Source organism: Klebsiella sp. R390, assembly GCF_051131745.1.
Taxonomy (GTDB): domain Bacteria; phylum Pseudomonadota; class Gammaproteobacteria; order Enterobacterales; family Enterobacteriaceae; genus Klebsiella.
The window spans coordinates 5,300,601-5,321,752 of sequence record NZ_CP180445.1 but is presented as its reverse complement, the minus strand read 5'-3'; the positions used below and the strand labels follow the sequence as shown (position 1 = coordinate 5,321,752).

The 21,152-nt window shown below is 52.1% G+C and carries 19 protein-coding genes; 6 read left to right on the top strand and 13 right to left on the bottom strand.

Annotated features, from left to right (window positions below):
• Position 1: 1 nt before the first annotated feature.
• Positions 2-3,109, top strand: a complete 3,108-nt coding sequence (locus ACMYSP_RS24905; RefSeq protein ID WP_434584746.1) for an efflux RND transporter permease subunit — start codon at positions 2-4, stop codon at positions 3,107-3,109.
• Between the two features lie 3 nt (positions 3,110-3,112).
• Here ACMYSP_RS24905 and ACMYSP_RS24900 read toward each other — a convergent pair whose 3' ends face one another.
• The 5 genes from ACMYSP_RS24900 to ACMYSP_RS24880 all read right to left on the bottom strand — a co-directional run bounded on the left by ACMYSP_RS24900 (position 3,113) and on the right by ACMYSP_RS24880 (position 9,107).
• The gene (locus ACMYSP_RS24900) at positions 3,113-3,784 is read right to left on the bottom strand and encodes a helix-turn-helix domain-containing protein (RefSeq protein ID WP_434584744.1); all 672 of its coding nucleotides are present in this window, start codon (positions 3,782-3,784) and stop codon (positions 3,113-3,115) included.
• A 172-nt stretch (positions 3,785-3,956) separates the two neighbouring features.
• On the bottom strand, positions 3,957-5,150 hold the full coding sequence (locus ACMYSP_RS24895; RefSeq protein WP_434584742.1) for a DUF3300 domain-containing protein: 1,194 nt from the start codon (positions 5,148-5,150) through the stop codon (positions 3,957-3,959).
• A gap of 278 nt (positions 5,151-5,428) precedes the next feature.
• Positions 5,429-6,685: a glycerate kinase type-2 family protein gene (locus ACMYSP_RS24890; RefSeq protein ID WP_434584740.1), complete on the bottom strand. Its 1,257-nt coding sequence runs from the start codon at positions 6,683-6,685 to the stop codon at positions 5,429-5,431.
• Between the two features lie 2 nt (positions 6,686-6,687).
• A complete protein-coding gene (locus ACMYSP_RS24885; RefSeq protein WP_434584738.1) occupies positions 6,688-7,776 on the bottom strand; it encodes a tartrate dehydrogenase in 1,089 nt (362 codons plus the stop codon).
• A 14-nt stretch (positions 7,777-7,790) separates the two neighbouring features.
• Positions 7,791-9,107, bottom strand: coding sequence for an MFS transporter (locus tag ACMYSP_RS24880; protein ID WP_434584737.1), 1,317 nt, complete (start codon positions 9,105-9,107; stop codon positions 7,791-7,793).
• Between the two features lie 130 nt (positions 9,108-9,237).
• Here ACMYSP_RS24880 and ACMYSP_RS24875 point away from each other — a divergent pair, with 130 nt between their 5' ends.
• On the top strand, positions 9,238-10,146 hold the full coding sequence (locus ACMYSP_RS24875) for a LysR family transcriptional regulator (RefSeq protein WP_434584736.1): 909 nt from the start codon (positions 9,238-9,240) through the stop codon (positions 10,144-10,146).
• A gap of 68 nt (positions 10,147-10,214) precedes the next feature.
• On the opposite strand, the gene ACMYSP_RS24870 is transcribed toward ACMYSP_RS24875, so the two are convergent.
• Positions 10,215-10,922 carry an AraC family transcriptional regulator gene (locus tag ACMYSP_RS24870; RefSeq protein WP_434584735.1) on the bottom strand — a complete coding sequence of 236 codons (708 nt, stop codon included), beginning with the start codon at positions 10,920-10,922 and terminating at the stop codon, positions 10,215-10,217.
• Positions 10,923-11,060: 138 nt separating this feature from the next.
• On the opposite strand from ACMYSP_RS24870, the gene ACMYSP_RS24865 reads away from it, so the two are divergent.
• From ACMYSP_RS24865 to ACMYSP_RS24855, 3 genes are all read left to right on the top strand, one after another.
• Entirely contained in the window at positions 11,061-12,440 is a 1,380-nt protein-coding gene (locus tag ACMYSP_RS24865) for an MFS transporter (protein ID WP_434584734.1), read from the top strand.
• Positions 12,441-12,585: 145 nt separating this feature from the next.
• Entirely contained in the window at positions 12,586-13,455 is an 870-nt protein-coding gene (locus ACMYSP_RS24860) for an aldo/keto reductase (protein WP_434584733.1), read from the top strand.
• A gap of 33 nt (positions 13,456-13,488) precedes the next feature.
• Positions 13,489-14,196 (top strand): carboxymuconolactone decarboxylase family protein, encoded by a 708-nt coding sequence (locus ACMYSP_RS24855; protein WP_434584732.1) that lies wholly within the window; start codon positions 13,489-13,491, stop codon positions 14,194-14,196.
• A gap of 60 nt (positions 14,197-14,256) precedes the next feature.
• Here ACMYSP_RS24855 and ACMYSP_RS24850 read toward each other — a convergent pair whose 3' ends face one another.
• The 6 genes from ACMYSP_RS24850 to ACMYSP_RS24825 all read right to left on the bottom strand — a co-directional run bounded on the left by ACMYSP_RS24850 (position 14,257) and on the right by ACMYSP_RS24825 (position 18,716).
• Positions 14,257-15,321, bottom strand: a complete 1,065-nt coding sequence (locus tag ACMYSP_RS24850) for an alpha/beta hydrolase (protein WP_434584731.1) — start codon at positions 15,319-15,321, stop codon at positions 14,257-14,259.
• 107 nt (positions 15,322-15,428) lie between these two features.
• Positions 15,429-16,013, bottom strand: coding sequence for a flavodoxin (locus ACMYSP_RS24845; protein WP_434584730.1), 585 nt, complete (start codon positions 16,011-16,013; stop codon positions 15,429-15,431).
• Between the two features lie 11 nt (positions 16,014-16,024).
• A complete protein-coding gene (locus ACMYSP_RS24840) occupies positions 16,025-16,786 on the bottom strand; it encodes a carboxymuconolactone decarboxylase family protein (RefSeq protein WP_434584728.1) in 762 nt (253 codons plus the stop codon).
• Complete coding sequence (locus ACMYSP_RS24835; protein ID WP_434584727.1) at positions 16,764-17,243, bottom strand: (R)-mandelonitrile lyase; 480 nt, start codon at positions 17,241-17,243, stop codon at positions 16,764-16,766. The genes ACMYSP_RS24840 and ACMYSP_RS24835 overlap by 23 nt, the downstream gene beginning before the upstream one ends.
• Positions 17,244-17,351: 108 nt before the next feature.
• Positions 17,352-17,999, bottom strand: a complete 648-nt coding sequence (locus tag ACMYSP_RS24830; RefSeq protein WP_434584726.1) for a DUF4405 domain-containing protein — start codon at positions 17,997-17,999, stop codon at positions 17,352-17,354.
• Between the two features lie 51 nt (positions 18,000-18,050).
• Positions 18,051-18,716, bottom strand: coding sequence for a flavodoxin (locus ACMYSP_RS24825; RefSeq protein WP_434587313.1), 666 nt, complete (start codon positions 18,714-18,716; stop codon positions 18,051-18,053).
• 234 nt (positions 18,717-18,950) lie between these two features.
• On the opposite strand from ACMYSP_RS24825, the gene ACMYSP_RS24820 reads away from it, so the two are divergent.
• A complete protein-coding gene (locus tag ACMYSP_RS24820; protein WP_434584725.1) occupies positions 18,951-20,000 on the top strand; it encodes an alpha/beta hydrolase in 1,050 nt (349 codons plus the stop codon).
• Between the two features lie 171 nt (positions 20,001-20,171).
• On the opposite strand, the gene ACMYSP_RS24815 is transcribed toward ACMYSP_RS24820, so the two are convergent.
• Positions 20,172-21,062, bottom strand: coding sequence for a DMT family transporter (locus tag ACMYSP_RS24815; RefSeq protein WP_434584724.1), 891 nt, complete (start codon positions 21,060-21,062; stop codon positions 20,172-20,174).
• Between the last annotated feature and the right edge of the window lie 90 nt (positions 21,063-21,152).

The window sequence follows — 21,152 nt, the reverse complement described above, 5'->3', positions numbered from 1 at the left end:
GATGTCGAGCTTCTTTATTAATCGGCCCATCTTCGCCTGGGTCATTGCCATCGTGCTGATGCTGGCGGGCGGTCTGGCGATCCTTAAACTTCCCGTATCGCAATATCCAACGATTGCACCACCGGCGGTGCAAATCACGGCCAGCTACCCGGGGGCTGATGCTAAAACCGTGCAGGATACGGTGACGCAGGTTATCGAACAGAAGATGAATGGCCTTGATGGCCTGATGTACATGTCTTCCAACAGTGATGCGATGGGCAATGCCACCATCACCCTGACTTTTGCCAACGGAACCGATCCGGATATTGCCCAGGTGCAGGTGCAGAACAAACTGCAGCTGGCGATGCCGTTGTTGCCGCAGTCGGTACAGAGCATGGGTATCAACGTGCAGAAGGCCAGCAGCAGCTTCCTGATGGTGGTGGGTTTTACGGGCGCGAAGGGCAGCTCGCTGACCCAGGCGGATCTGGCCGATTACGTGGCGTCGACGGTGCAGGATCCGATCGGTCGGACCCAGGGGGTCGGCCAGGTGCAGCTGTTCGGCGCGCAGTATGCGATGCGCGTGTGGTTGGATCCTAACAAGCTCAACAACTATCAGCTCACCACAGAAGACGTGGTGCGGGCCATCAAGTCGCAAAACAACCAGATTGCCGGCGGCCAGCTCGGCGCGCTGCCGGCGCCGCAGATGCAACGTATGAATGCGTCGATCATCGCCCAGACGCGTCTTAGCACGCCACAGCAGTTTGGTGACATCATTCTACGGGTGAACGAAGACGGCTCGCAGGTGCGGCTGCGTGACGTGGCGCGTATTGAGCTAGGCAGTGAGAACTACAGTTCCAGCGCCGAATACAACGGCCGACCAGCCGCCGGGCTGGGTATCAAGCTTGCTACCGGGGCGAACGCACTGGATACCGCTAAAGCGGTGAAAGAGGTCATCGACAACCTGAAACCGTTCTTCCCGCAGGGCATGCAGGTGGTCTATCCGTATGACACCACGCCGTTTGTCAAAATCTCCATTCACGATGTGGTGACCACGCTGCTGGAAGCGATCGTCCTGGTGTTCCTTGTGATGTATCTGTTTATGCAGAATCTGCGGGCCACGCTGATCCCGACCATTGCGGTTCCGGTGGTGCTGCTGGGGACCTTTGCGGTGCTGGCGCTGTTTGGCTTCTCGATAAATACCCTGACGATGTTCGGCATGGTGCTGGCGATAGGCCTGCTGGTGGATGACGCCATCGTGGTGGTCGAAAACGTCGAACGCGTGATGATGGAGGAGGGGCTCTCGCCGAAAGAGGCGACGCGCAAATCGATGTCGCAGATCCAGGGGGCGCTGGTAGGTATCACCATGGTGCTGTCGGCGGTGTTTATCCCGATGGCGTTCTTCGGGGGCTCTACCGGGGCTATCTATCGCCAGTTCTCGGTGACCATCGTCTCGGCCATGGTGCTGTCGGTGCTGACCGCGATGATCCTCACGCCCGCGCTGTGTGCCACGATCCTTAAACCGGGGAACCATGCGCCACAAAAAGGATTTTTCGCCTGGTTTAATCGGGTGTTCACCACCAGCACCAATCACTACGAAGGCAGCGTCAGGCGTATTATTCACAAAACGGGCCGCATGATGGCACTGTATGTATTGATTGTGCTGGGTATGGCAGCGATGTTTATCCTGCTACCAACCTCGTTCCTGCCGGACGAGGATCAGGGCGTATTTATGAATATGGTGCAGCTGCCGTCCGGGGCCACTCAGGCACGCACCCAGGCAAGCCTGGATAAAGTGACGCAGTATTACCTGCATAAAGAAGCGAAAAACGTTAATTCGGTATTTACCGTCGCGGGCTTTGGCTTCAACGGTAACGGGCAGAATAACGGCCTGGCGTTCGTTAGCCTGAAAGACTGGAGCCAGCGCCGCGGCACGGCAAACCATGTGGAAGCGATTATTCACCGCGCCAATATCGCGTTTCATCAGCAGATCAAAGATGGCGTGGCGTTCGCCTTTAACCTGCCGGCTATTACCGATCTGGGTACCGCGACAGGCTTTGACTTCGAACTTATCGATAAAGCCAATCAGGGGCATGCGGCGCTAACCAAAGCGCGTAATCAGCTGCTGTTTATGGCGCATAAATACCCGAACGTGGTGACTAAAATTCGTCCTAACGGCCTGGAAGATGCACCGCAAATGAAGCTGGAAATCGATCAGGAGAAAGCCGAAGCGCTGGGCGTCAGCAACGATGCGATAAACCAAACGATATCCACGGCGCTTGGTGGAACTTACGTCAATGATTTCCTTGACCGCGGGCGGGTTAAAAAAGTCTACGTTCAGGCCGATGAGCCATACCGTATGCTGCCTGATGATATCAATAGCTGGTACGTCAAAGGTAAACACGACCAGATGGTGCCATTTTCGGCATTCGCTACGGCGAAGTGGCAATACGGCTCACCGCGTCTGGAGCGTTACAACGGTCAACCGTCGATGGAGATCCTCGGCGAACCGGCCCCAGGGCGCAGCTCCGGCCAGGCGATGATGCTGATGGCCAAACTGGCCGCTAAGCTGCCGCAGGGGTTTGGCTATCAGTGGACCGGCATGTCATATCAGCAGCAGCTTTCGGGCAGCCAGGCACCGGCGTTGTACGCCATTTCGCTGGTGGTGGTGTTCCTGTGCCTCGCGGCATTGTATGAGAGCTGGTCGGTACCGTTGGCTGTGATCCTGGTGGTACCCCTCGGGGTGATTGGCGCCCTGATGGGCGCGATGTTGCGCGGGTTGAACAACGACGTCTATTTTCAGGTTGGGTTGCTCACCACCATCGGCCTGTCGGCGAAGAATGCGATATTGATCGTTGAGTTCGCCAAAGAACGGATAGAGAAAGAGGGTAAGGATCTGATTGCGGCAACCCTTGAGGCGGTACGCATGCGCCTGCGTCCGATCCTGATGACGTCGCTGGCGTTCATCCTTGGCGTACTGCCGCTGGTGATAAGCAATGGTGCAGGCAGCGGGGCACAGAACGCCGTCGGTACCGGGGTGATGGGCGGGATGATCAGCGCTACGCTGCTCGCCATCTTCTTTGTCCCGGTATTCTATGTCGTGGTGATGCGCTGCGTTAACCGCAAAAAATAAGGTCTAATAGCGCAGCGGCAGGTGAACGATGCGGATCAGTTTCCCCCGTTGCGCTTCCAGATATCCACCCTCCGTTAGATTTTTCATCACCCGCAGGATCGTACTGCGCGACAGCTTGGTCGTGCCGAGAATGTAATTGAGGATTGTGGTCGATTTCCGCAGCGTTTCATCGTGTTTTTCCAGTTCCAGCAGCTTGCCGCGAATAGTGTCGTAGGCATTGTCATTCAACAGGTGCAGGTCACGCCAGGTAGAGAAATGCAGGTGAAAGGCGAGCACTCGGGAAACGTCCTGCCATAGAGCAGGTTGTTGATTCAACAACGCCTGCGCTTTTGCTCCGGAAAGCGCATAAACCTCGCTATCGGCAGCAAATTTGACGTAGGTAGTGTCGCCCACCGGAATAACCAGTTCAGCCAGGCCAAAAATATGCGGGGCCTTCGCCATGCTCATTTGCAAATCGTCCACACGGCGATGTAGCCAGAAATTCCCGTTCTTCAGCAGGTAAATTTCCGGACCATTTTTGTGAAAACTGCGCGGGCGGCGCGTGACGATTTCATCGGCCTGCGGCAGCAGGACAGCCATCAGCCGCTCGATACTTTCCAGCGGCTTTAGGTCCATGATTTTATCCAGCGTTAGCTGGAAGGGGTCGTCAGGATGGAGCTTTGGCGTTGTTGTCATTCAGAAGCCATACGAGTAGACGTGCAGCAGGTGTCATTGTTTTTAAAAAGATACCTACACCATAGAGTAATAACCGTAGTGCTTCAAACGGGTTTCTGTAAGCCTCTCTCAGAGGCAGAAACAAAAAAACAGCGACCGCGGGCCACTGCTTTTAGGGGACATCAGAGGGGGGTTACCAACGGCGAGCTACCATGCGTCCGCCAAAGCGATCGTCACTTTTAATGGAGGCCATCAGCCCCTGGCGCGGGTTAAAACGATTAGGCAGGGTCACGCGCGGTGGCATCCTGGCGGTCTGTCGATCCAGACCGTGCTGCTGCTTCGGTGACAGCTTTACCGGACCGGGCGCCATTGGCAGGTGTTTGACATGGGGTTGCTGATGGTAACGCGGTGGCGTGTTAACCCGCGTACCGTTAAACGAGGCAATATGCGCTGGTGAAAAAGTATTATGCACCGGAGAAAAATGCGGGACGCGCACCGGGCCAGGTGCAAACACCGGCTGATGGAATGCCGGGTGCGCATTCACCACGGTACGGTTTACAAAGGTCCGGTTGTTATAGATAACCGTCGGGCTAGCGCCCCAGCGCATATGCCAACTGTTCCAGCCCCAGTTGTTATCCATGGCCGCGCCAACCATCACCCCGGCGGTAAAACTGATGAGGCCTGTGGCAACCATGTCCGCACTGCTGTATGACGGCGGTGGAACGTAGCCCGGATAGTAGATAACGGGTGGATTGCCATACACGGTCGGCGGATACACTGGCACATACACCACTCCGGGATGGGTCGGTGCGATCGTAATGGTCCTTGGGGTTGCGGGCACTGATTTGGCGGCGCTGGCCTGCGCGATTGAAGGTGCGCTGTGGACCTGCAGCTGTGGCGTAGATTTCAGGGCGCCACTTTGCTGCGCTCGCTCACGCAGTACCTGCACGGCGTTCATCACATCCGCGGGCTGGCGGGTATAGGCATCGCCAAGCTGGCGAGTCCACTGGATATTCAGCGCCAACTGCGCCAGCACATCCGGGAAAGTCATCAGCGATTTCACCGCGGCGGGCCAGTCTTGCATCTTCAGTTGTAAAGTCAACGTCTCGCCTTTCAGCGTGCTGTGCTCGCGCTGCCATTGATAAGCTATCGTGACCGCATCGGGCACGGTGCTGGCGGCCAGCACCTGCGCCAGCAGGCTATCGGGGAAAAGGGCAATCGGTGATACCAGCGAGTAAAGCTCATCGGCACCGATCACCGGATGTTGCACCACCGACGATGTAGCATACGGTGCCGGCGGCGGGGTATCGACGGCCTTCTGGTCGCATCCCGCCAGCGGCAAGAATAGCGCCAGTACGCCGCATAACGCATAACGGTTTTTCACCATAATCACCTGTAAGAAGACGTGTTTGGAAGATGTTATGGAAACCGATCGACGCTGGCGGCTCAAGGAAATAAGAGTTCCATTTGGCACTCCCGGCTCAGGTGATGGCTGGAGGATTAACGAACGTGGCGTTTAGTTTCAGGTACGTCACGAAATGACGATCCCGAGCTTTAAATATTGAATGAGACCATTGAGGCGAATTTCTGACGTCAGGATCCGAGGCGCTCCTTACTAGATTTAAAAACTAACAGTTCTGCTCTCCCAAAGAGAGAGCAGAGTATTCAGACGATTAATATCCCTCTAATATCGTTGACGTTGGTTAACGTTGGTCCTGTGATAATCAGGTCATTCGTTGAGTGAAAGTAGCTATAGCTATCGTGTGCATCCAGATATTCCCTGGCATTGAGGCCATGATGGTTTCCTCGTGACAGTGTATCGGGATAAATCAATGCTCCGGCCGCGTCTTCCGTACCATCAATACCGTCACTGTCACCAGCCACAGCCCAGATGTCGGGTTCACCCTGTAAGGAACAGGCGAGGCTAAGCAGAAATTCGGTATTACGCCCGCCTTTTCCGCCTTTGCCCGCGCCTACAGTAACGGTCGTCTCACCCCCTGAAAGCAAAATGGCAGGCCTTTTAACGGGATGACCATAGGCCTTCACTGACTGCGCAATTCCCGCCATCACGATAGCGACCTCACGGCTTTCACCTTCAATAGCATCTCCTAATATCAGTGGCGTAATACCATGCTGTCGGGCTGACTCCGCCGCAGCCTGCAACGCCATTGAAGGAGTGGCAATCATTTTCACCTGACTACGAGGAAAGGAAGGTTGATCGCAAGAGCACAACAGAACCTTCCGCACCGTCTCGCTAACAGAGATACGATACCGTTCGAGCACGTTGAGAGCATCGGCGGGAGTACTGTTATCCGCAATCGTCGGCCCGGAAGCCACATCTGTGGGGTTATCGCCGGGGACATCACTGATGATCAATGACACCAGGCGTGCAGGTTGGGCAAGTAATGCGAGCTTACCGCCTTTGACCGCAGAAAGATGACGCCTGACTAAATTCATCTCTTTGATATTGGCGCCGCTATGCAACAAAGCACGGGTAATTTCCTGCTTGTCAGCAAGGGTAAGACCCGGCACAGGCAAAGCCATCAGCGCTGAGCCGCCCCCTGAAATCAGAGCGATAACCAGATCGTCGGCGGACAAATCTGAAATAGCCTGGACTATCAGCATGGCCGCCGTTTGGCTCATCGAATCCGATACCGGGTGCGCCGCTTCCAGAATGCGGATCCTACCGGCGGGTACGGCATGGCCGTAACGCGTTACGACTACGCCGCTAACCTCCACATCCGGCCAGGCTGCATCCACTGCCGCGGCCATGGCAGCAGATGCTTTACCTGCACCGATGACCACACATCGACCTTTGGGTTTTTCTGGCAGAGAGGGCGGAATGACTGGCCCTGGACGGGCACTATCAATGGCCTGTTGAAAAATATCCCGCAGGATCTCTGCAGCCTGTTCATTTCTCATGATTACGCGGTCTCAGATAGGTGTACTTTAGCTTCGATAAAATGCACCAAAGCGTGTGTAACATCAGCGGTATTGGCAGTTCCACCGACATCGGGCGTCAGAATTCCGTTCTCGCATACGTACTCGATACCTTCCATGATAAGCGCTGCTGCATCACGTTCGCCCAGGTGCTCAAGCATCTGCACTGCTGTCCAGAACGTCGCTATCGGATTCGCAATACCTTTTCCTGTGATATCAAATGCTGAACCATGTATCGGTTCGAACATCGATGGGAAACGGCGCTCTGGATCGATATTGGCGGTCGGTGCGACACCTAAACTGCCCGCCAGCGCGCCGGCAAGGTCAGACAGGATATCGGCATGTAAGTTGGTTGCGACGATGGTATCCAGCGTGCTGGGATGCAAAGTCATGCGGTGCGTCATGGCATCAACCAGCATTTTATCCCACTGTACATCCGGGAACTCCTGAGCCACTTCAGCTGCGATCTCATCCCACATCACCATACCGTGACGCTGGGCATTAGATTTCGTCACTACGGTAAGGAGTTTACGCGGACGAGACTGCGCCAATTTGAATGCATAGCGCATAATTCGCGTGACGCCGACACGTGTGAAAATCGCCACCTCGGTACCGACTTCTTCCGGTAAACCACGGTGTGCCCGGCCGCCATTACCGGAATATTCGCCTTCAGAGTTTTCACGCACGATAACCCAATCAAGATCGCCAGGGCCGCGGTTGCGCAGGGGCGAAGTAACGCCCGGCAAAATTTTAGTCGGGCGTACGTTGGCGTACTGATCAAAACCCTGACAAATAGGGAGTCGCAGCCCCCACAGCGTGATGTGGTCAGGCACATCTGGTGCACCCACCGCACCGAAGTAAATCGCATCGAATTTTTTCAGCGTACTTAATCCATCTTCCGGCATCATCACGCCATGTTTTTTGTAATAGTCAGAGCCCCAGTCAAAGGTCTGGATATCAAACTTCAACTGCGGATCGTGCCGGGTAAGCGCATGCAATACTTCAACTCCGGCTGAGATGACTTCCGGGCCGATACCATCAGCAGGAATGGCTGCAATTTTGTAGTTACGCATAGGTATTTCTCCGATCAATGGCTATGGGTATGAGGATGGGGAATATCTACCATTTTCGGTTTATTCCCCTTAATAGAAAGAATCAGAACAATCATGGCTGAGAGCGTCAGCAGCCCGGCAACAAAGTAGAGTCCCCAGGTATAGCTGTCGGTTTGCTGGCGAATGACACCAATCATCATTGGGCCAACGAACCCGCCGAGATTACCGATGGAGTTAATGGTTGCTATCCCTGCAGCCGCCGCAGGACCGCTAAGGAATACCGTTGGCATGCTCCATAACGGTGGTTTGGATGCGCTAATCCCAACGGTGACGAGCGTTAGTGCGACGATCACGGTGAACAGGGAGCCCGCGCTGCCAGCGTAAATTAGTCCTGCTGCCGCCAGTAAGCAGGCACCAATCACATGCCAACTGCGTTCTTTCGTGCGATCTGAGTGGCGAGCCCACAGAATCATGCCAATGACGCCGAATATTGCCGGGAAAGCGTTGAGGAAGCCGATCTCCAATGACGACGCACCGAAGCTTTTAATGATCTGAGGTGACCAGATCCCCAGCGTGTATAACCCTGCAGAGGTGCCAAAATAGACCAGCGCCAACGCCAGTACTCGTATATCGGCCAGACCACGCCATGCACTGGTATGGCTTTGTTTTGCCGCCGTAGCCATCTGTTCCGCCTGCATGGTGTTTTCTAACCACTCGCGCTCTTCATCCGTCAGCCATTTGGCTTTAGCCGGACGGTCAGTCAGGAAGAAAAGTACGACGACACCGAGCACGACAGCTGGAATCGCTTCAAGAATAAACATCCATTGCCAGCCCGCGTAACCGAGCAGGCCATGCATCTCCAGTAAGGCAGCAGAAATAGGGGACCCTAATGCAGTAGACAGTGGCGCGGCGGCCATAAATATCGCGGTCACTTGAGCGCGTTTTGCAGCAGGGAACCAATAGCTGAGATAAAGGATGATGCCAGGGAAGAAACCAGCTTCAGCCACGCCGAGCAGGAAACGCAGCGTGTAGAAGCTGGTTGTGCCTTGCACGAATGCCATACAACCAGAGACTAATCCCCAGGTGATCATTACTCGGGCAATCCAGATACGAGCACCGACTTTATGCAATATTAAATTCGATGGTACTTCGAAGAGAAAATAACCAAGAAAGAAGATACCTGCCCCAAAACCAAATATTGTCGGCGAGAATCCCAAATCCTGATTCATCGTTAGTGCGGCAAAACCAATATTGACTCTGTCGAGAAATGCGATGAAGTACAGCAGCATGATAAAGGGAATAATGCGCAGCGTTATTTTACGCATTACCCTTTTTTCGAGTTGAGAGTTCATATTAACCTGCTCCAGATTGTGTAGGGTTGTGTTGGTTTTTTGTTATCAACTCCAGTATGCAGTTTTAGCTTGTCAGATCAGCCGAAGTAGATTATATAAACTATATGAATAATGCTTTTCCGAGATAAAAATGGATATAAATCAACTACGTTGCTTTGTGATTGTGGGTAAAGAACTCCATTTTGGTCGGGCAGCCCAAAGAATGGAAATGATGCCTGCGTCACTTTCTCGCTTCATTCGCCTGCTCGAAGAAGACCTCGGCGTACGGTTGTTAAATCGCTCAACACGTAACGTTTCGTTAACCTCAGAAGGGGCTTTATTTATCGATGAGGCCTGTAAAGTTATCGACCAGTTTGATGCGTTGGCGATGAGTTTTAAAAAAAGAGCGAAAGACGAGCGACGAACATTTCGTATTGGTGCGATTGATAGCGCAGCGCACGGATTAGTTCCGGCGTTACTCAATCGTTTTTTGTCCAAACACCCAACCAGCGACATTCATATCATCGAAGATAAGACCATCAACCTGTTGCCGAAATTAAAATCAGGCTGGCTGGATATCATTTTAATTCGTGCACCGCAAATTATAGATGCGTCGATTGATATCAAGTTTATTACTCAGGAAAGCTGTGTTCTGGCAGTGCCGCTGAATCATTCATTAGTCGATAGATCAGCAGTCACAATCGAAGACTTTAAACATGAACCGATCATTATTCCCGATCGTCGGACCCGGCCGCATAGCCATGATCTGACCATGAGTTTGTATAAACATGCGGGCCTGACACCGCATATCGCTCAGTTTGCTGAAGAGAAACAGACTATATTGAGCCTGGTTGCTGCAGGTTTAGGTCTGGCGGTGGTGCCTTCATCCTACAACACAATGAACAGAGAAAATATTAAATACATACCGTTAGCGCTTCCAGAAACAATCAAAGGCTTACCACTCAGCATTGCCTGGCAGAAAGGCAATGAAGACGCTTATTTGCATGAAATACTGTCTGTGTTAAATGATTACAAGCACGAGCTTACCGAAAAACTTTAAACGGCCGTGATCCTCTCTTTTGTGCTCTTTTGTGCGGATTGCTGACCCGCAGCGGGGGATGGCCCATTTTAAGCCTCCCGCCGATGTTCCAGCGGCGAACAGCCGTAAACTCTTTTGAATGCCGTGCTGAAAGCACTCTCTGAACCATAACCCAAAGAAAAACCAATCTGACCGACCGGTGTCTGAGAGGACCTGAGCGCTTTGCTGGCAAGGCGCATTCGCCAGTCGGTAAGGTAATTGAGAGGGGTACTGCCTGTGAGCTGGCAGAAACGGCGGACGAACCCCGCGCGTGACATACCAGCCATTTCGGCGAACTCAGGTAACCGCCAGCTGCGTGAAGGCTCATGATGTATTGCGCTTAATACCTTCATGATCCGATGATCGCGAAGCGCGCTGCTCCAGCCCTGATGGCTGGAATCACTTCTGCTTAACCAACTTCGGATCCCTTCAATCATCATCAATGCTTCCCCGCCGTAATTGGCGATGCCATCGCACAGAATATATGGCGTGTCTTCAGATTCACCTGTCACTTCACTTCCCAGGGTCGTCAGATCAAAGCCCTGCAGTCGGGTGAGGATAATGCCATCGCCTTGTTGCAACGTATGCCACTCAGTTTGTTCATCAGTCCGGAAACGGGCTTTTCCTTTTTGCACAGCAAAGAATTTAAGTCCATCAAAGCCCGGAAAATGCAGGCCCCAGGTATCTGTCGCGGTCAATCCGGAGGTAATGTAGCTCTTAGCTGAAAGCAGGTGAAGGACATCTGATAACGGATCCATGAGACTCTCGATAAAAACAGTGCGACTATTGATTATTAAAAAGCTACCAGCAATGCCGTAGTATGACAATCATTGAAACAGCGTAAAGCGTGTTTCTGTCTGAATCGTCAATTTCACTCCTTACATACAGGAAATATAATGCGCACTGATATGAGTGTTCAGAGCCGGCTGTTCACCACGGCAGTCTGCCTGGGTTTTATTATTGTTCAGTTGGATGTGAGCATCGTCAACGTCGGCCTGGAAGCACTTCGCCAGGCCTATCATGCCAATATTGCAGATCTCGAGTGGATCATTAATACCTATTCTCTCTTGTTTGCCGCTCTTTTATTGAGTTCAGGCCGCCTGGGCGAACGTTATGGTGTCAGAAAAATATTCATAACGGGGGTAGCGATTTTTATTAGCGCCTCTGTTGGCTGCGCAATCGCGCCCAGTCTGCTGACGCTCAATCTTTTTCGGGGAATACAAGGCATTGGTGCAGCACTGCTGGTTCCGTGCTCTCTGACATTGATAAAACTCTATTTTTCGGATCCCGCCACCCGTACCTACGCCGTAGGGATGTGGGCCGCTTCAGGAGGTTTTTCTCTGGCAGCCGGGCCGATACTCGGAGGCACGCTGATAAAGCTAATGGGTTGGAAAAGTATTTTTCTTATAAATGTGCCGGTAGGGATTCTCTGCATAATTATCACCCTAAAATTTGCCCCAGAAAGTACATCTTCGAAGCAAAAATTTAATTTTGGCGGTCAATTGCTGGTGGCGTTGACGCTGGGCCTAATGACGTTTGCCCTTACAGAGGCCGGGCGATACGGGTTGATGAGTACCGTGACTCTTTTACCATTAGCGGCAGGTTTGATCGCTCTCTGGCTATTCGTTTCGTCCGAAAGAAGAGCAGTAATACCGGTACTGGCACCTTCAGTGCTTAAAAACCCGATGATCATCAATGCGTTATTAATCGGTTTTATCTGTAATTTAGTGTTTTATGGTTCTGTTTTCATTTTGAGCATTTTCTTTCAAAGTGAAATGAAACTGGATGCTTTTCAGACTGGCTTCGCTTTCCTGCCAATGATGCTGTTTACGGCATTGGTCAACTTTAGCTGTGGTTGGTTATCGCGTTTTTTCAACATCAAAACGCTGGTTGTCACTGGTGCAGTAATGAGTTTCGTCGGGTTCAGCCTCTTATTATTGCTCAATGATAACTGGACTCTGTGGCAGATTTTCATTCCCACCATGTTATTGGGTGGGGGCACCTGTCTGGGTACGCCCGTCATGGCAACGCTCATTTTGTCTGAGGCCAGAGATGCTGATGCTGGGTCTGCCTCCGCGCTTTTTGCATGCGCCCGGCAGGTCGGAGGCGTTACCGGAGTGGCACTGTTTGGTTTGGTGATCAATACCATCGGGACCGGAGAACTTATCAGCGGTTTGAAAGTGGTGGCCGGGGCAGCAATGCTGCTGGTTCTGCTCTGGATGTACATCGGGAGTATGCGCCTGCTCAAACACGCTACCCGTAACCAGGTTTTGTAGAACGTCCGCTAAAAATGTTCACATCCAGAATAATGGGTCTGTTCATTAATGAATTTTTTGCACAAATGCATTCGCAATTGGCCTACTAATCGAGGTGAGCTTTTTATCTTAAAATGAAGGCTCTTACAGGGTGGAGGTACTCACAGTGGAATTTTCAGTATTAAGCAATAACATTAAAATGCCGATGGCGGGTTTTGGTGTTTTTCAGGTCACCAACAAAGACGAGTGCAAACAGTCAGTGTTAACGGCCATCCGCGCCGGTTATCGCCTTATTGATACTGCCGCAGTATATGGCAACGAAGATGCGGTAGGCGACGCAGTTCGTGAGGCGATCGCTGAAGGCTTATGTACACGTGAAGAGTTATTTATTACCTCAAAGCTATGGGTTCAGGACATGGCTAACTACGATACGGCAAGAAAAGGCATCGCGGCGTCGTTAGCAAAGTCGGGACTTGAATACTTTGACCTCTACTTATTGCACCAGGCGATGCGTGACTATTTTAGCGCGTGGCGGGCATTAGAAGATGCTTACGACGAAGGTAAGCTTAAGGCCATTGGTGTTTCCAATTTTTATGCTCACGTGTTAACAAATTTCTGTGAAACCGTCAGAATCAAACCCATGGTCAATCAGGTTGAACTGCATCCTTACTTTGCACAACCCGAGGCGCTGGAAACAATGAAATACTATGGGGTTCAGCCAGAGGCCTGGGCACCATTAGGCGGAGGAAGACATAATCCGTTTGAGAATAAAGTGCTCCAGCATATTGCTGACGCGCATCAAAAATCAATTTCTCAGGTTATATTGCGCTGGAATATTCAACGCGGCGTTACGGTTATCCCAAAATCCACTCATCAGCACCGTATTACAGAAAATATCGCCATCTGGGATTTTTCATTGACCGACGGTGAAATGGCACAAATTAGCGCTCTTGATTTAGGTTATGTTGGTGAATCGGTAAAACACTTTAACCCTGAGTTTGTGCGTGGTTGCCTTGGCGTAAAAATTCACGATTGATTTAAATTAGACCACGCCAAACAGGAGTTCAAAATGAAACCCGAAGATAATACGAATAGCGTTGTAGCCCAGGTCGCGCCCGCGATGGCTGCGTATGCTGAGCGATTTATTGAAAATGATCTCTGGAATCGCACGGAATTATCCCGTCGTGACCGCAGTTTAGTGACGGTTGCGGCGCTAATCAGCCGTAACGACAGGGCAGAACTTCCCCATTATCTTAACGTCGCGTTGGATAGTGGCGTGAAGCCCGCGGAAATAGCGGAGACGATTACCCACCTGGCATTTTACGCCGGCTGGCCAAATGCTACCGCTGCGGCGCTGGTTGTACATAACGTTTTTGTGCATCGTCATGTTGATATGACGTCATTGCCGGGTGAGAAAGTGGAATTTCTCCCTCTGGATGAAGAGACGGAAAACAAACGAGCCACACTGGTCGGGTCAAATTTTGGCAAGGTGTCACCGGGCGTGGTGAAGTACACGACTGAGGCGCTATTCCTCGACCTGTGGTTGCGGCCTGGCCTGGCGCCACGCGACAGAAGTCTGGTAACGGTAAGCGCACTGGTGACGGCCGGCCAGGTAGCCCAGGTGCCTTATCATCTGAACCGGGCCATGGATAATGGCCTGACCCAGACTCAGGCCTCAGAGATATTGACTCAGTTAGCCTTTGTGTCAGGTTGGCCAACTATCTTCTCGGCATTACCGGTCTTTAAAGAGGTGTTCGCCAGCAGAAATCCGGACTAACCGATAACGTGTCAGCGAGGCCCGAGGGAGCAGCAGTTGTTGCTCCCTTTATTCAGCTAGTTAATCGAGTTTTTTATCATTAATAAATCGGCTAACTACATCAGCAATCTGCACATTATTAAGGTCAGAGAACGGGAAATGGGTATTTCCTTTGATGCCGACCTCAGGTAGATGCGTCACCGTTACATCCCCACCGTGCTTGTTCACCACGTCACGCCACTCGCGAGCCATTGCCAGACGTACGCGCCAGCTGTCCTGCGCGGGCATGGCAACAGGCTTATCCGGTATGTTATCGCCGTAAATAATCAGAATCGGGATTTTAGTCAGCGCCATAAACTGTTCCATCGGCACGGGCTCACCCTTCAGCGTGTCGAATGCGCTGGGCATCGGGGCAGGGAGCTCATTTTCCGGGAAGACAAAGCTGCTGCCGGGCTCAAAGGCAACAATGGCTTTGACCTTGTCGTTTTTCATCGCTGTATACCAGCCCGGTCCGCCGCCTTGTGAGTGGGTGAAGAGGATCGCCGGGCCGGATTTATCCACGACAGCGGACATCGCATCAGAGATAACGTTGATATCAAACGGCCCGGTATTCGGGGTCATCTGACGGAAATACTGATTCAGCGCTTCTTTGTCGTGAGAGAACTGGACGCCTTTAAAATACTCTGGCCACACGCCAACACGGAACTGATTAAACCACAGCTGCTCATCCGGTTTTGGCGTCACAGTACCTTCTACGGTCGTGCGCCCGGCGCTGCCCCGACGGGGTTGATCGACAAGATAGGTTGAGAATCCGCGACGCAGGAATATGTTCTGGAACCCTTCACGGCCATCCGGGGTACTTTCCCAGGTACGGGAGAACTGACCGGCGCCGTGCAGCATGACGATAGGGTATTTATGCGGATGTTCCGGAATTTGGTAGAACACCGAAGCATGATCGCCATGATAAGTTTGACCGGCAGAATCCAACGGCTTTTTCGCATCAAATGTTCCCGGTGCCGTGATGATGGTACCGCCTGCAGAAAAGCTCCCTTGTTCCTGAATGACCAATGGCTCGGCATACACCGACTGCGCCATCAGGCCACTTACCATCACGCAGATAGCCAGCGTTTTTACTATTGTCTTCAAGATGACATCCTCTGTTATGTTTGCCGATAAATCATATCTGAGTTGCCGGCGTTAATTCGTTAGTACCCTTGATTGCCCTTATTTGTCAGGCTCATGAATACGAACGATTAGCCGCGAATTGCCTCTAACCAACTGGCGACGGTTTCTGTGGTTCTTCGCTCCTGATCGCATTCAATGACCAGCGGTTTTTCGCGGCGGGCAGTGGGGGCCAGTCCTGCCAGGATATCGTCGCTGTCTCCTTTTCCGTAACCACCATGAGTAATAAACGGGATGAGTAATTTGCCCGCAAGGTGATGGCTGCTCAGAAACGATTGCACGACGGGAGGCACGCTGGTCCCCCAGATGGGAAAGCCCAGATACACGGTCTCATAACGCGAAATGTCGGCGACGCTATTTTTTAATTTCGGTTTTACGCCCCGTTGGCGCTCATTTTTTGCCTGTTCAACGGTCTGAAAATAGTCTTCCGGATAAGGCGTGGCCGGTTCGATTTCAAACAGGTCGGTATTCAGGCTGCGGTGAATGACGCCCGCAATCACCCGAGTGTTGCCGCTGCGAGAGAAGTACGCCACCAGAATGCGGCTTGTGCCGAGCAGGCTTGCGTTCCCCGTAGCAGCAGGTGCCAGGGAGACGTTTGCCAGCGTCAGCCCGGCAAGTGCGGTAATCAGCATTCTGCGGGTGGGATCATGTTCCATAACCAATCCCTCTATTTGCTCGCAAGCGCTTGCTGCAGCGCTTTTTCAGCCCGTGTCGCCGCATCCGCTTCGCCATGTTCACGCAATACCCGCGCCAGCTGGCGCAGCTGGGCTGCCGTCAGACCGACCCGCATGCTTGCTCGCGTATGCGATAGCAGCTGTGCCTCAACGCCTGGTGTGGCCGCTAATGCGCCAACCGTTGCCAGCTCGCGGCTTTGCCAGTCAAGGTTATCGCGGGCAAAAATGTCGCCGAACAGATGCGTTTGCAGAAATTGATTAATGACCGGCGCAAAATCAAACACAGGGCCGCGGACGGGAGCGCCTGAGATGGTGGTCTGGTTTGCGGTACCGACACGACGCAGCTCATCTCCGACGGGGACGGGGGCGACCGGCTCTTTACCCACGACGTCTTCGGTGCCACGTTGTTTACGTGCATCGACGACCCTCATCAGTTCGTTAAGGGCATTCAGGCTACGGGGGAAGCCCGTATAAGCGTAGAGCTGGACCAGAATTTCTTTGCTTTCGTTGATGGTGAGACCGGCATCAAGCCCCTGATTCAAAGCAGCATTCAGCTTATCCATCTGACTACTGGCCATTGATGCCGCTATCAAAGGGATAGCCTGCTGACGAGCGGACAGCGTATCTGTAATCGTTTGTGCCTGGTTCATTTCTGCGGCTCCTTGATTAACGGGTGCAGCATTTACCGTGAGAGCAACACTAAAGGTGAGCAGCACCGCTGCCGTTAAGGCCTTAATGGGCGTGGTATTGTTCATCTGTCACTTTCTCCATCCAGTTAACGCTTTGGCCTTCTACAACCCCGGTTATCGCCAGATGGGTCATGGCACTACCCGGTGCAGCGCCATGCCAGTGTTTGACGCCGGCCGGGCAAGAGACAACGTCACCAGCCCGGATGACCTGTACCGGCTGGCCTTCCTGCTGGGTGAGCCCGATACCGGAAGTCACAATCAGTCGCTGACCTGCCGGATGTGTATGCCAGGCGGAGCGGGCACCAGGTTCAAAGGTGACATACGCGCCGGAAACCTGGATATCGTTATCCGGTTTGAACAGAGGATCCACCCGAACGCGACCGGTAAAGTTTTCCGCTGGCCCATTCACTGCGTTCTGGCTTCCGGCAGGCGCGATATGGACCGCGGATGGTTGCTCTGCAGCCCAGGATGAAAATGCAAAGAGAGGGGCTAACAGCCCGAGGTAACGTAAATGTCTGATCATGAAAAAGCGTCCTTATCTACGATGGTGAGGATGACCTGTAATAATTCTAATAAGGGTGTCATGTCGACAGGCTGACGCCACCCTGACAATTGTGTCAGTTAACGATTATTACGGTGACAGCACTTTGCTTTTTCTGAAAATAAAATACCAAAGCAACAACCGTGTAATTAATGAAAATAAAACGATAATCGCCAGGTAGCGCAAATAAAAAAGCAGGGCGGATTCATCGTAATCAAAAAAAGAGAAATCAACCTTCATCAGCAAGTAGTCGAGATAGTCCTGGTGCAGTAACCAGTACAACCCCTGGAGCGCCATTATCGAAAAAAATCCCGGCATAATCACATTGGCCAACCGTGAGCTGTCGGAGATATTGAGGACCCGGCAGAAAAATGTTGCCAACATTTTCCAGTGCAACCCGATATGCCAGGCCAGGATCAGCATTCCCCAGTGGACCGACGTCATATGCACTTTTCTGACCCAAATCGCCGGGTTGTGGAAAGGCAGGTCCAGGAGGATATGCCGCGACAGCATCATGCCAGAGATAATGGCCGTCAGGATGACAACAAAGGTCACTGCGTTAATCACTCTGTTCACTATCCGCATCGTTAACGGAATTCTCGGCGACAGTGACCACAGGCGATGCCGGTTAAGGTATAGGTGCAAAATAATGAGCAGCGTAAAAATAATCCCGGCCCACTCATGGACAATTTCACCCTGAAGGTGAAACCCCATCAGCACCAGCAGAAGTAGCGTCATCAGCGCATCCTGCATGACCTGAAAAATATAAATTTTCTTCATCTCGATGGATTAACGCTGTGGCTGGACTTGTTTTACCCATTGCTCTACTTGCGCAGGGACATCAGGATTCGATATATCGTTGCGCGAGATTGAGAGCGCACGAGTGACTAATTTGGCCTGTGGTTGCATGCGGGAAATTTCGCGCAGGGAATCGGCTAAACGGCTGCCACCATGGGTGGTAAAGGGAATAACCGTTTTGCCGGAAAAATCATTTTGCTCAAAGAGGCTATATATCACCATTGGCATGGTGTACCACCAGATCGGATAGCCGACGTAAAGGGTGTCATAATTGCTGAGATCCGGGAGCGGCGTTTTTAGCAAGGGCCTGGCTTTAGTTTGCTGCTCCTTTTCAGCCACGCGTAACAGTGCATCATGCTGGCGTGGGTAGGCGGTGGTAGTTTCAATGCGAAACAGATCGCCGCGAGTCTGCTTCTGAATCAACTGTGCAATAAACTGCGTGCTACCGGTCTCTGGGGTGTATTTTTGTAATACGCTGGCTCCGGAAAAACCGTCCACGGCATCAGGTTGCATTTCCTCGGGTTGGGAAAAATAGATAATCAGCGTGCGGGACTGTGCGGATGAATGCTCTGATGCAACAGCAGGCTGTCCTGAAAGTCCGATGACAATCATCACCAGAAACCCGCTAAATACCTTTTGTATTCTCACTGTTTTTATTCCTTCAATTAGCTGCGGTTGGTCTGAGCCGTAATTCTGGCGCAGATAGCCTGACATCAGACTGACGACAACCTGACAGCATTGTCATAAATACCCAGTAATCACCGCCTGCTTCCTGACAAAAATGTTATTTCACTGTCACGGTGCTGACAGCGCTATATCCCTAACCTGAGGCTGCAAATTTAATTCTGCTGGCATGCATGAGGGCCAGGCTGACAATTAACGGGAGATACAATGAAGTTCAGTCTTTTAAGTGCAATACTGCTCACGGCAATGGCCGGAGTGGCTTCAGTCAATGCGGCTGATTACAAAAAAAATCCATTCACACTTGCCTATGACGGTGCTATCACGGAAAACGTTAAAGGTAAGGTCAATATCCATCCTGTGAAATACGATCTGCACGGCATCCAGATTGCTGCGAATGTCTATACGCCAGCGAACTACGATCCTGCCAAAAAATACCCTGCTGTGGTGGTCGCTCATCCTAATGGCGGCGTAAAAGAGCAGGTCGCCGGGCTGTATGCCCAGCGCCTCGCCGAGCAGGGATACATCACGATTACCGCCGACGCGGCTTATCAGGGGGCAAGCGGCGGAATACCTCGCAGTGTGGATAAACCGGCTAACCGTATTGAGGATGTTCACGGCATGGCTGATTACCTCAGCCAGTATCCGGGTGTTGATACTTCCCGCCTCGGACTTCTGGGTATCTGTGGAGGCGGTGGCTATTCACTTGTGGCCGCCGAAACGGATAAACGATTCAAATCAATTGCAACCATCAGCATGTTTAATTCAGGCCTGGTGCGCCGCAATGGTATGCAGGATTCACAGCTGGATACTATCCAGCAGCGGCTGCAGCAGGCTTCTGATGCGCGCGCTCAGGAAGCTGCCGGAGGCGAAGTGCGTTACTCCGGCGATGCAAATCTGACAGATGAACAGATCGCCAAATTACCCTTTGCCTTATATCGACAGGGCTATGAGTACTATTGGAAAACTCACGCGCACCCAAATTCAACGTTCAAATACACTACCAGCAGCTTGTTGGATTTAATGAACTTTGATGTGACCGATCACATCAATCTCATCAATAAACCACTGTTGATGATTGCCGGTTCAAAAGCGGACACGCTATATATGACCGAAGATGCGTTCGCTAAAGCGACAGGTACGAAAGACAAAGAGCTCTTCCTGATCGATGGTGCCAGCCATATTGAGACGTACTGGGTTCCTAAATACGTTGACCAGGCAGTACAAAAGTTAGACGTTTTCTTCGATAAGAATATTTAGAGAGCCTCCGCTGATACCCCGGTCGGGCAGGCTGGGGTATATCTTTTTTTACGGAATTTCGCCTCCCACAAGTGGCGTGAGGGGAAAGACACTCAGACCAGTAAACATGTTTGCTTCCTTATTAAAGACATAATCATTCCCCGGTCCAGGATGGTTTCCGAGGAGGGTGTCCTATCGGGCGAATTTACGAGAGCCGATAACGCACAGAATGACGCCAAGTGTGACGAACACCATCAGGGGACTGACGGTTTCATGCAGGAGCGTGGCCGAAAGACCCAGGCCTAAGAAAGGCTGAAGCAGTTGCAGCTGGCCGACCGCAGCAATGCCGCCGATCGCCAGTCCTTTGTACCAGAAGATAAAACCAATCAGCATGCTGAAGAGCGATACGTACCCCAACGCGACCCAGGCAGTCGCTCCTATGCCGGCAAACGTGGCTGGCATGGTGAGCAAGGAAGCGATGAGCATGAAGGGCAGGGAGAGGATCAGCGCCCAGCTGATAACCTGCCATCCGCCCAGTACACGGGTCAGTTTGGCTCCCTCGGCATAACCAAGGCCGCAGGCAATCACCGCCGCCAGCATCAGTAAATCACCGGTAAGAGAAACGGAAGCACCTTGCGAGAGAGCAAAGCCCATCACCAGCAGGCTGCCGATGACTGAGAAGATCCAGAAGGCCCGTTTAGGTCGTTCACCACCCCGCAGGACGCCGAAAATCGCGGTTGTCAGGGGCAGAAGCCCCAGAAAGACGATCGAGTGCGCAGAGGTAACATGTTGCAACGCCATCGCCGTCAGTAACGGAAAGCCAATCACCACGCCTAGTGACACGACGATCAGTGGGATGATCTGCGATGCATGCGGGCGTTTTTCCCGAAAACCGAAGATCAACATGATAGCCAGTATCCCGGCAATGGACGCACGGAGGAATGTCAGGAAGAACGGATCCATACTCAGTACGGCGACACGGGTAGCCGGTAATGAGCCACTAAAAATCACCACGCCCAACAGACCGTTAATCCAGCCGGAAATGGCGTTCGGATCTGTTTTATGTACCACTGAATTCACCACGTTTTCCTCTCTATCGGCGTTTTGCCTGCAGGATTGAGCATCTGTTGGGCGGATGGTAATGTCATCAACCTGATACAATCAAATTATTGT

What these genes read in the sequence shown, in the direction of transcription:
- ACMYSP_RS24905 (WP_434584746.1), top strand. Translation starts at nt 2, where the DNA reads ATGTCGAGCTTCTTTATTAATCGGCCCATCTTCGCCTGGGTCATTGCC.
- ACMYSP_RS24900 (WP_434584744.1), bottom strand. Translation starts at nt 3,784, where the DNA reads ATGACAACAACGCCAAAGCTCCATCCTGACGACCCCTTCCAGCTAACG.
- ACMYSP_RS24895 (WP_434584742.1), bottom strand. Translation starts at nt 5,150, where the DNA reads ATGGTGAAAAACCGTTATGCGTTATGCGGCGTACTGGCGCTATTCTTG.
- ACMYSP_RS24890 (WP_434584740.1), bottom strand. Translation starts at nt 6,685, where the DNA reads ATGAGAAATGAACAGGCTGCAGAGATCCTGCGGGATATTTTTCAACAG.
- ACMYSP_RS24885 (WP_434584738.1), bottom strand. Translation starts at nt 7,776, where the DNA reads ATGCGTAACTACAAAATTGCAGCCATTCCTGCTGATGGTATCGGCCCG.
- ACMYSP_RS24880 (WP_434584737.1), bottom strand. Translation starts at nt 9,107, where the DNA reads ATGAACTCTCAACTCGAAAAAAGGGTAATGCGTAAAATAACGCTGCGC.
- ACMYSP_RS24875 (WP_434584736.1), top strand. Translation starts at nt 9,238, where the DNA reads ATGGATATAAATCAACTACGTTGCTTTGTGATTGTGGGTAAAGAACTC.
- ACMYSP_RS24870 (WP_434584735.1), bottom strand. Translation starts at nt 10,922, where the DNA reads ATGGATCCGTTATCAGATGTCCTTCACCTGCTTTCAGCTAAGAGCTAC.
- ACMYSP_RS24865 (WP_434584734.1), top strand. Translation starts at nt 11,061, where the DNA reads ATGCGCACTGATATGAGTGTTCAGAGCCGGCTGTTCACCACGGCAGTC.
- ACMYSP_RS24855 (WP_434584732.1), top strand. Translation starts at nt 13,489, where the DNA reads ATGAAACCCGAAGATAATACGAATAGCGTTGTAGCCCAGGTCGCGCCC.
- ACMYSP_RS24845 (WP_434584730.1), bottom strand. Translation starts at nt 16,013, where the DNA reads ATGGAACATGATCCCACCCGCAGAATGCTGATTACCGCACTTGCCGGG.
- ACMYSP_RS24840 (WP_434584728.1), bottom strand. Translation starts at nt 16,786, where the DNA reads ATGAACAATACCACGCCCATTAAGGCCTTAACGGCAGCGGTGCTGCTC.
- ACMYSP_RS24835 (WP_434584727.1), bottom strand. Translation starts at nt 17,243, where the DNA reads ATGATCAGACATTTACGTTACCTCGGGCTGTTAGCCCCTCTCTTTGCA.
- ACMYSP_RS24830 (WP_434584726.1), bottom strand. Translation starts at nt 17,999, where the DNA reads ATGACGCTACTTCTGCTGGTGCTGATGGGGTTTCACCTTCAGGGTGAA.
- ACMYSP_RS24820 (WP_434584725.1), top strand. Translation starts at nt 18,951, where the DNA reads ATGAAGTTCAGTCTTTTAAGTGCAATACTGCTCACGGCAATGGCCGGA.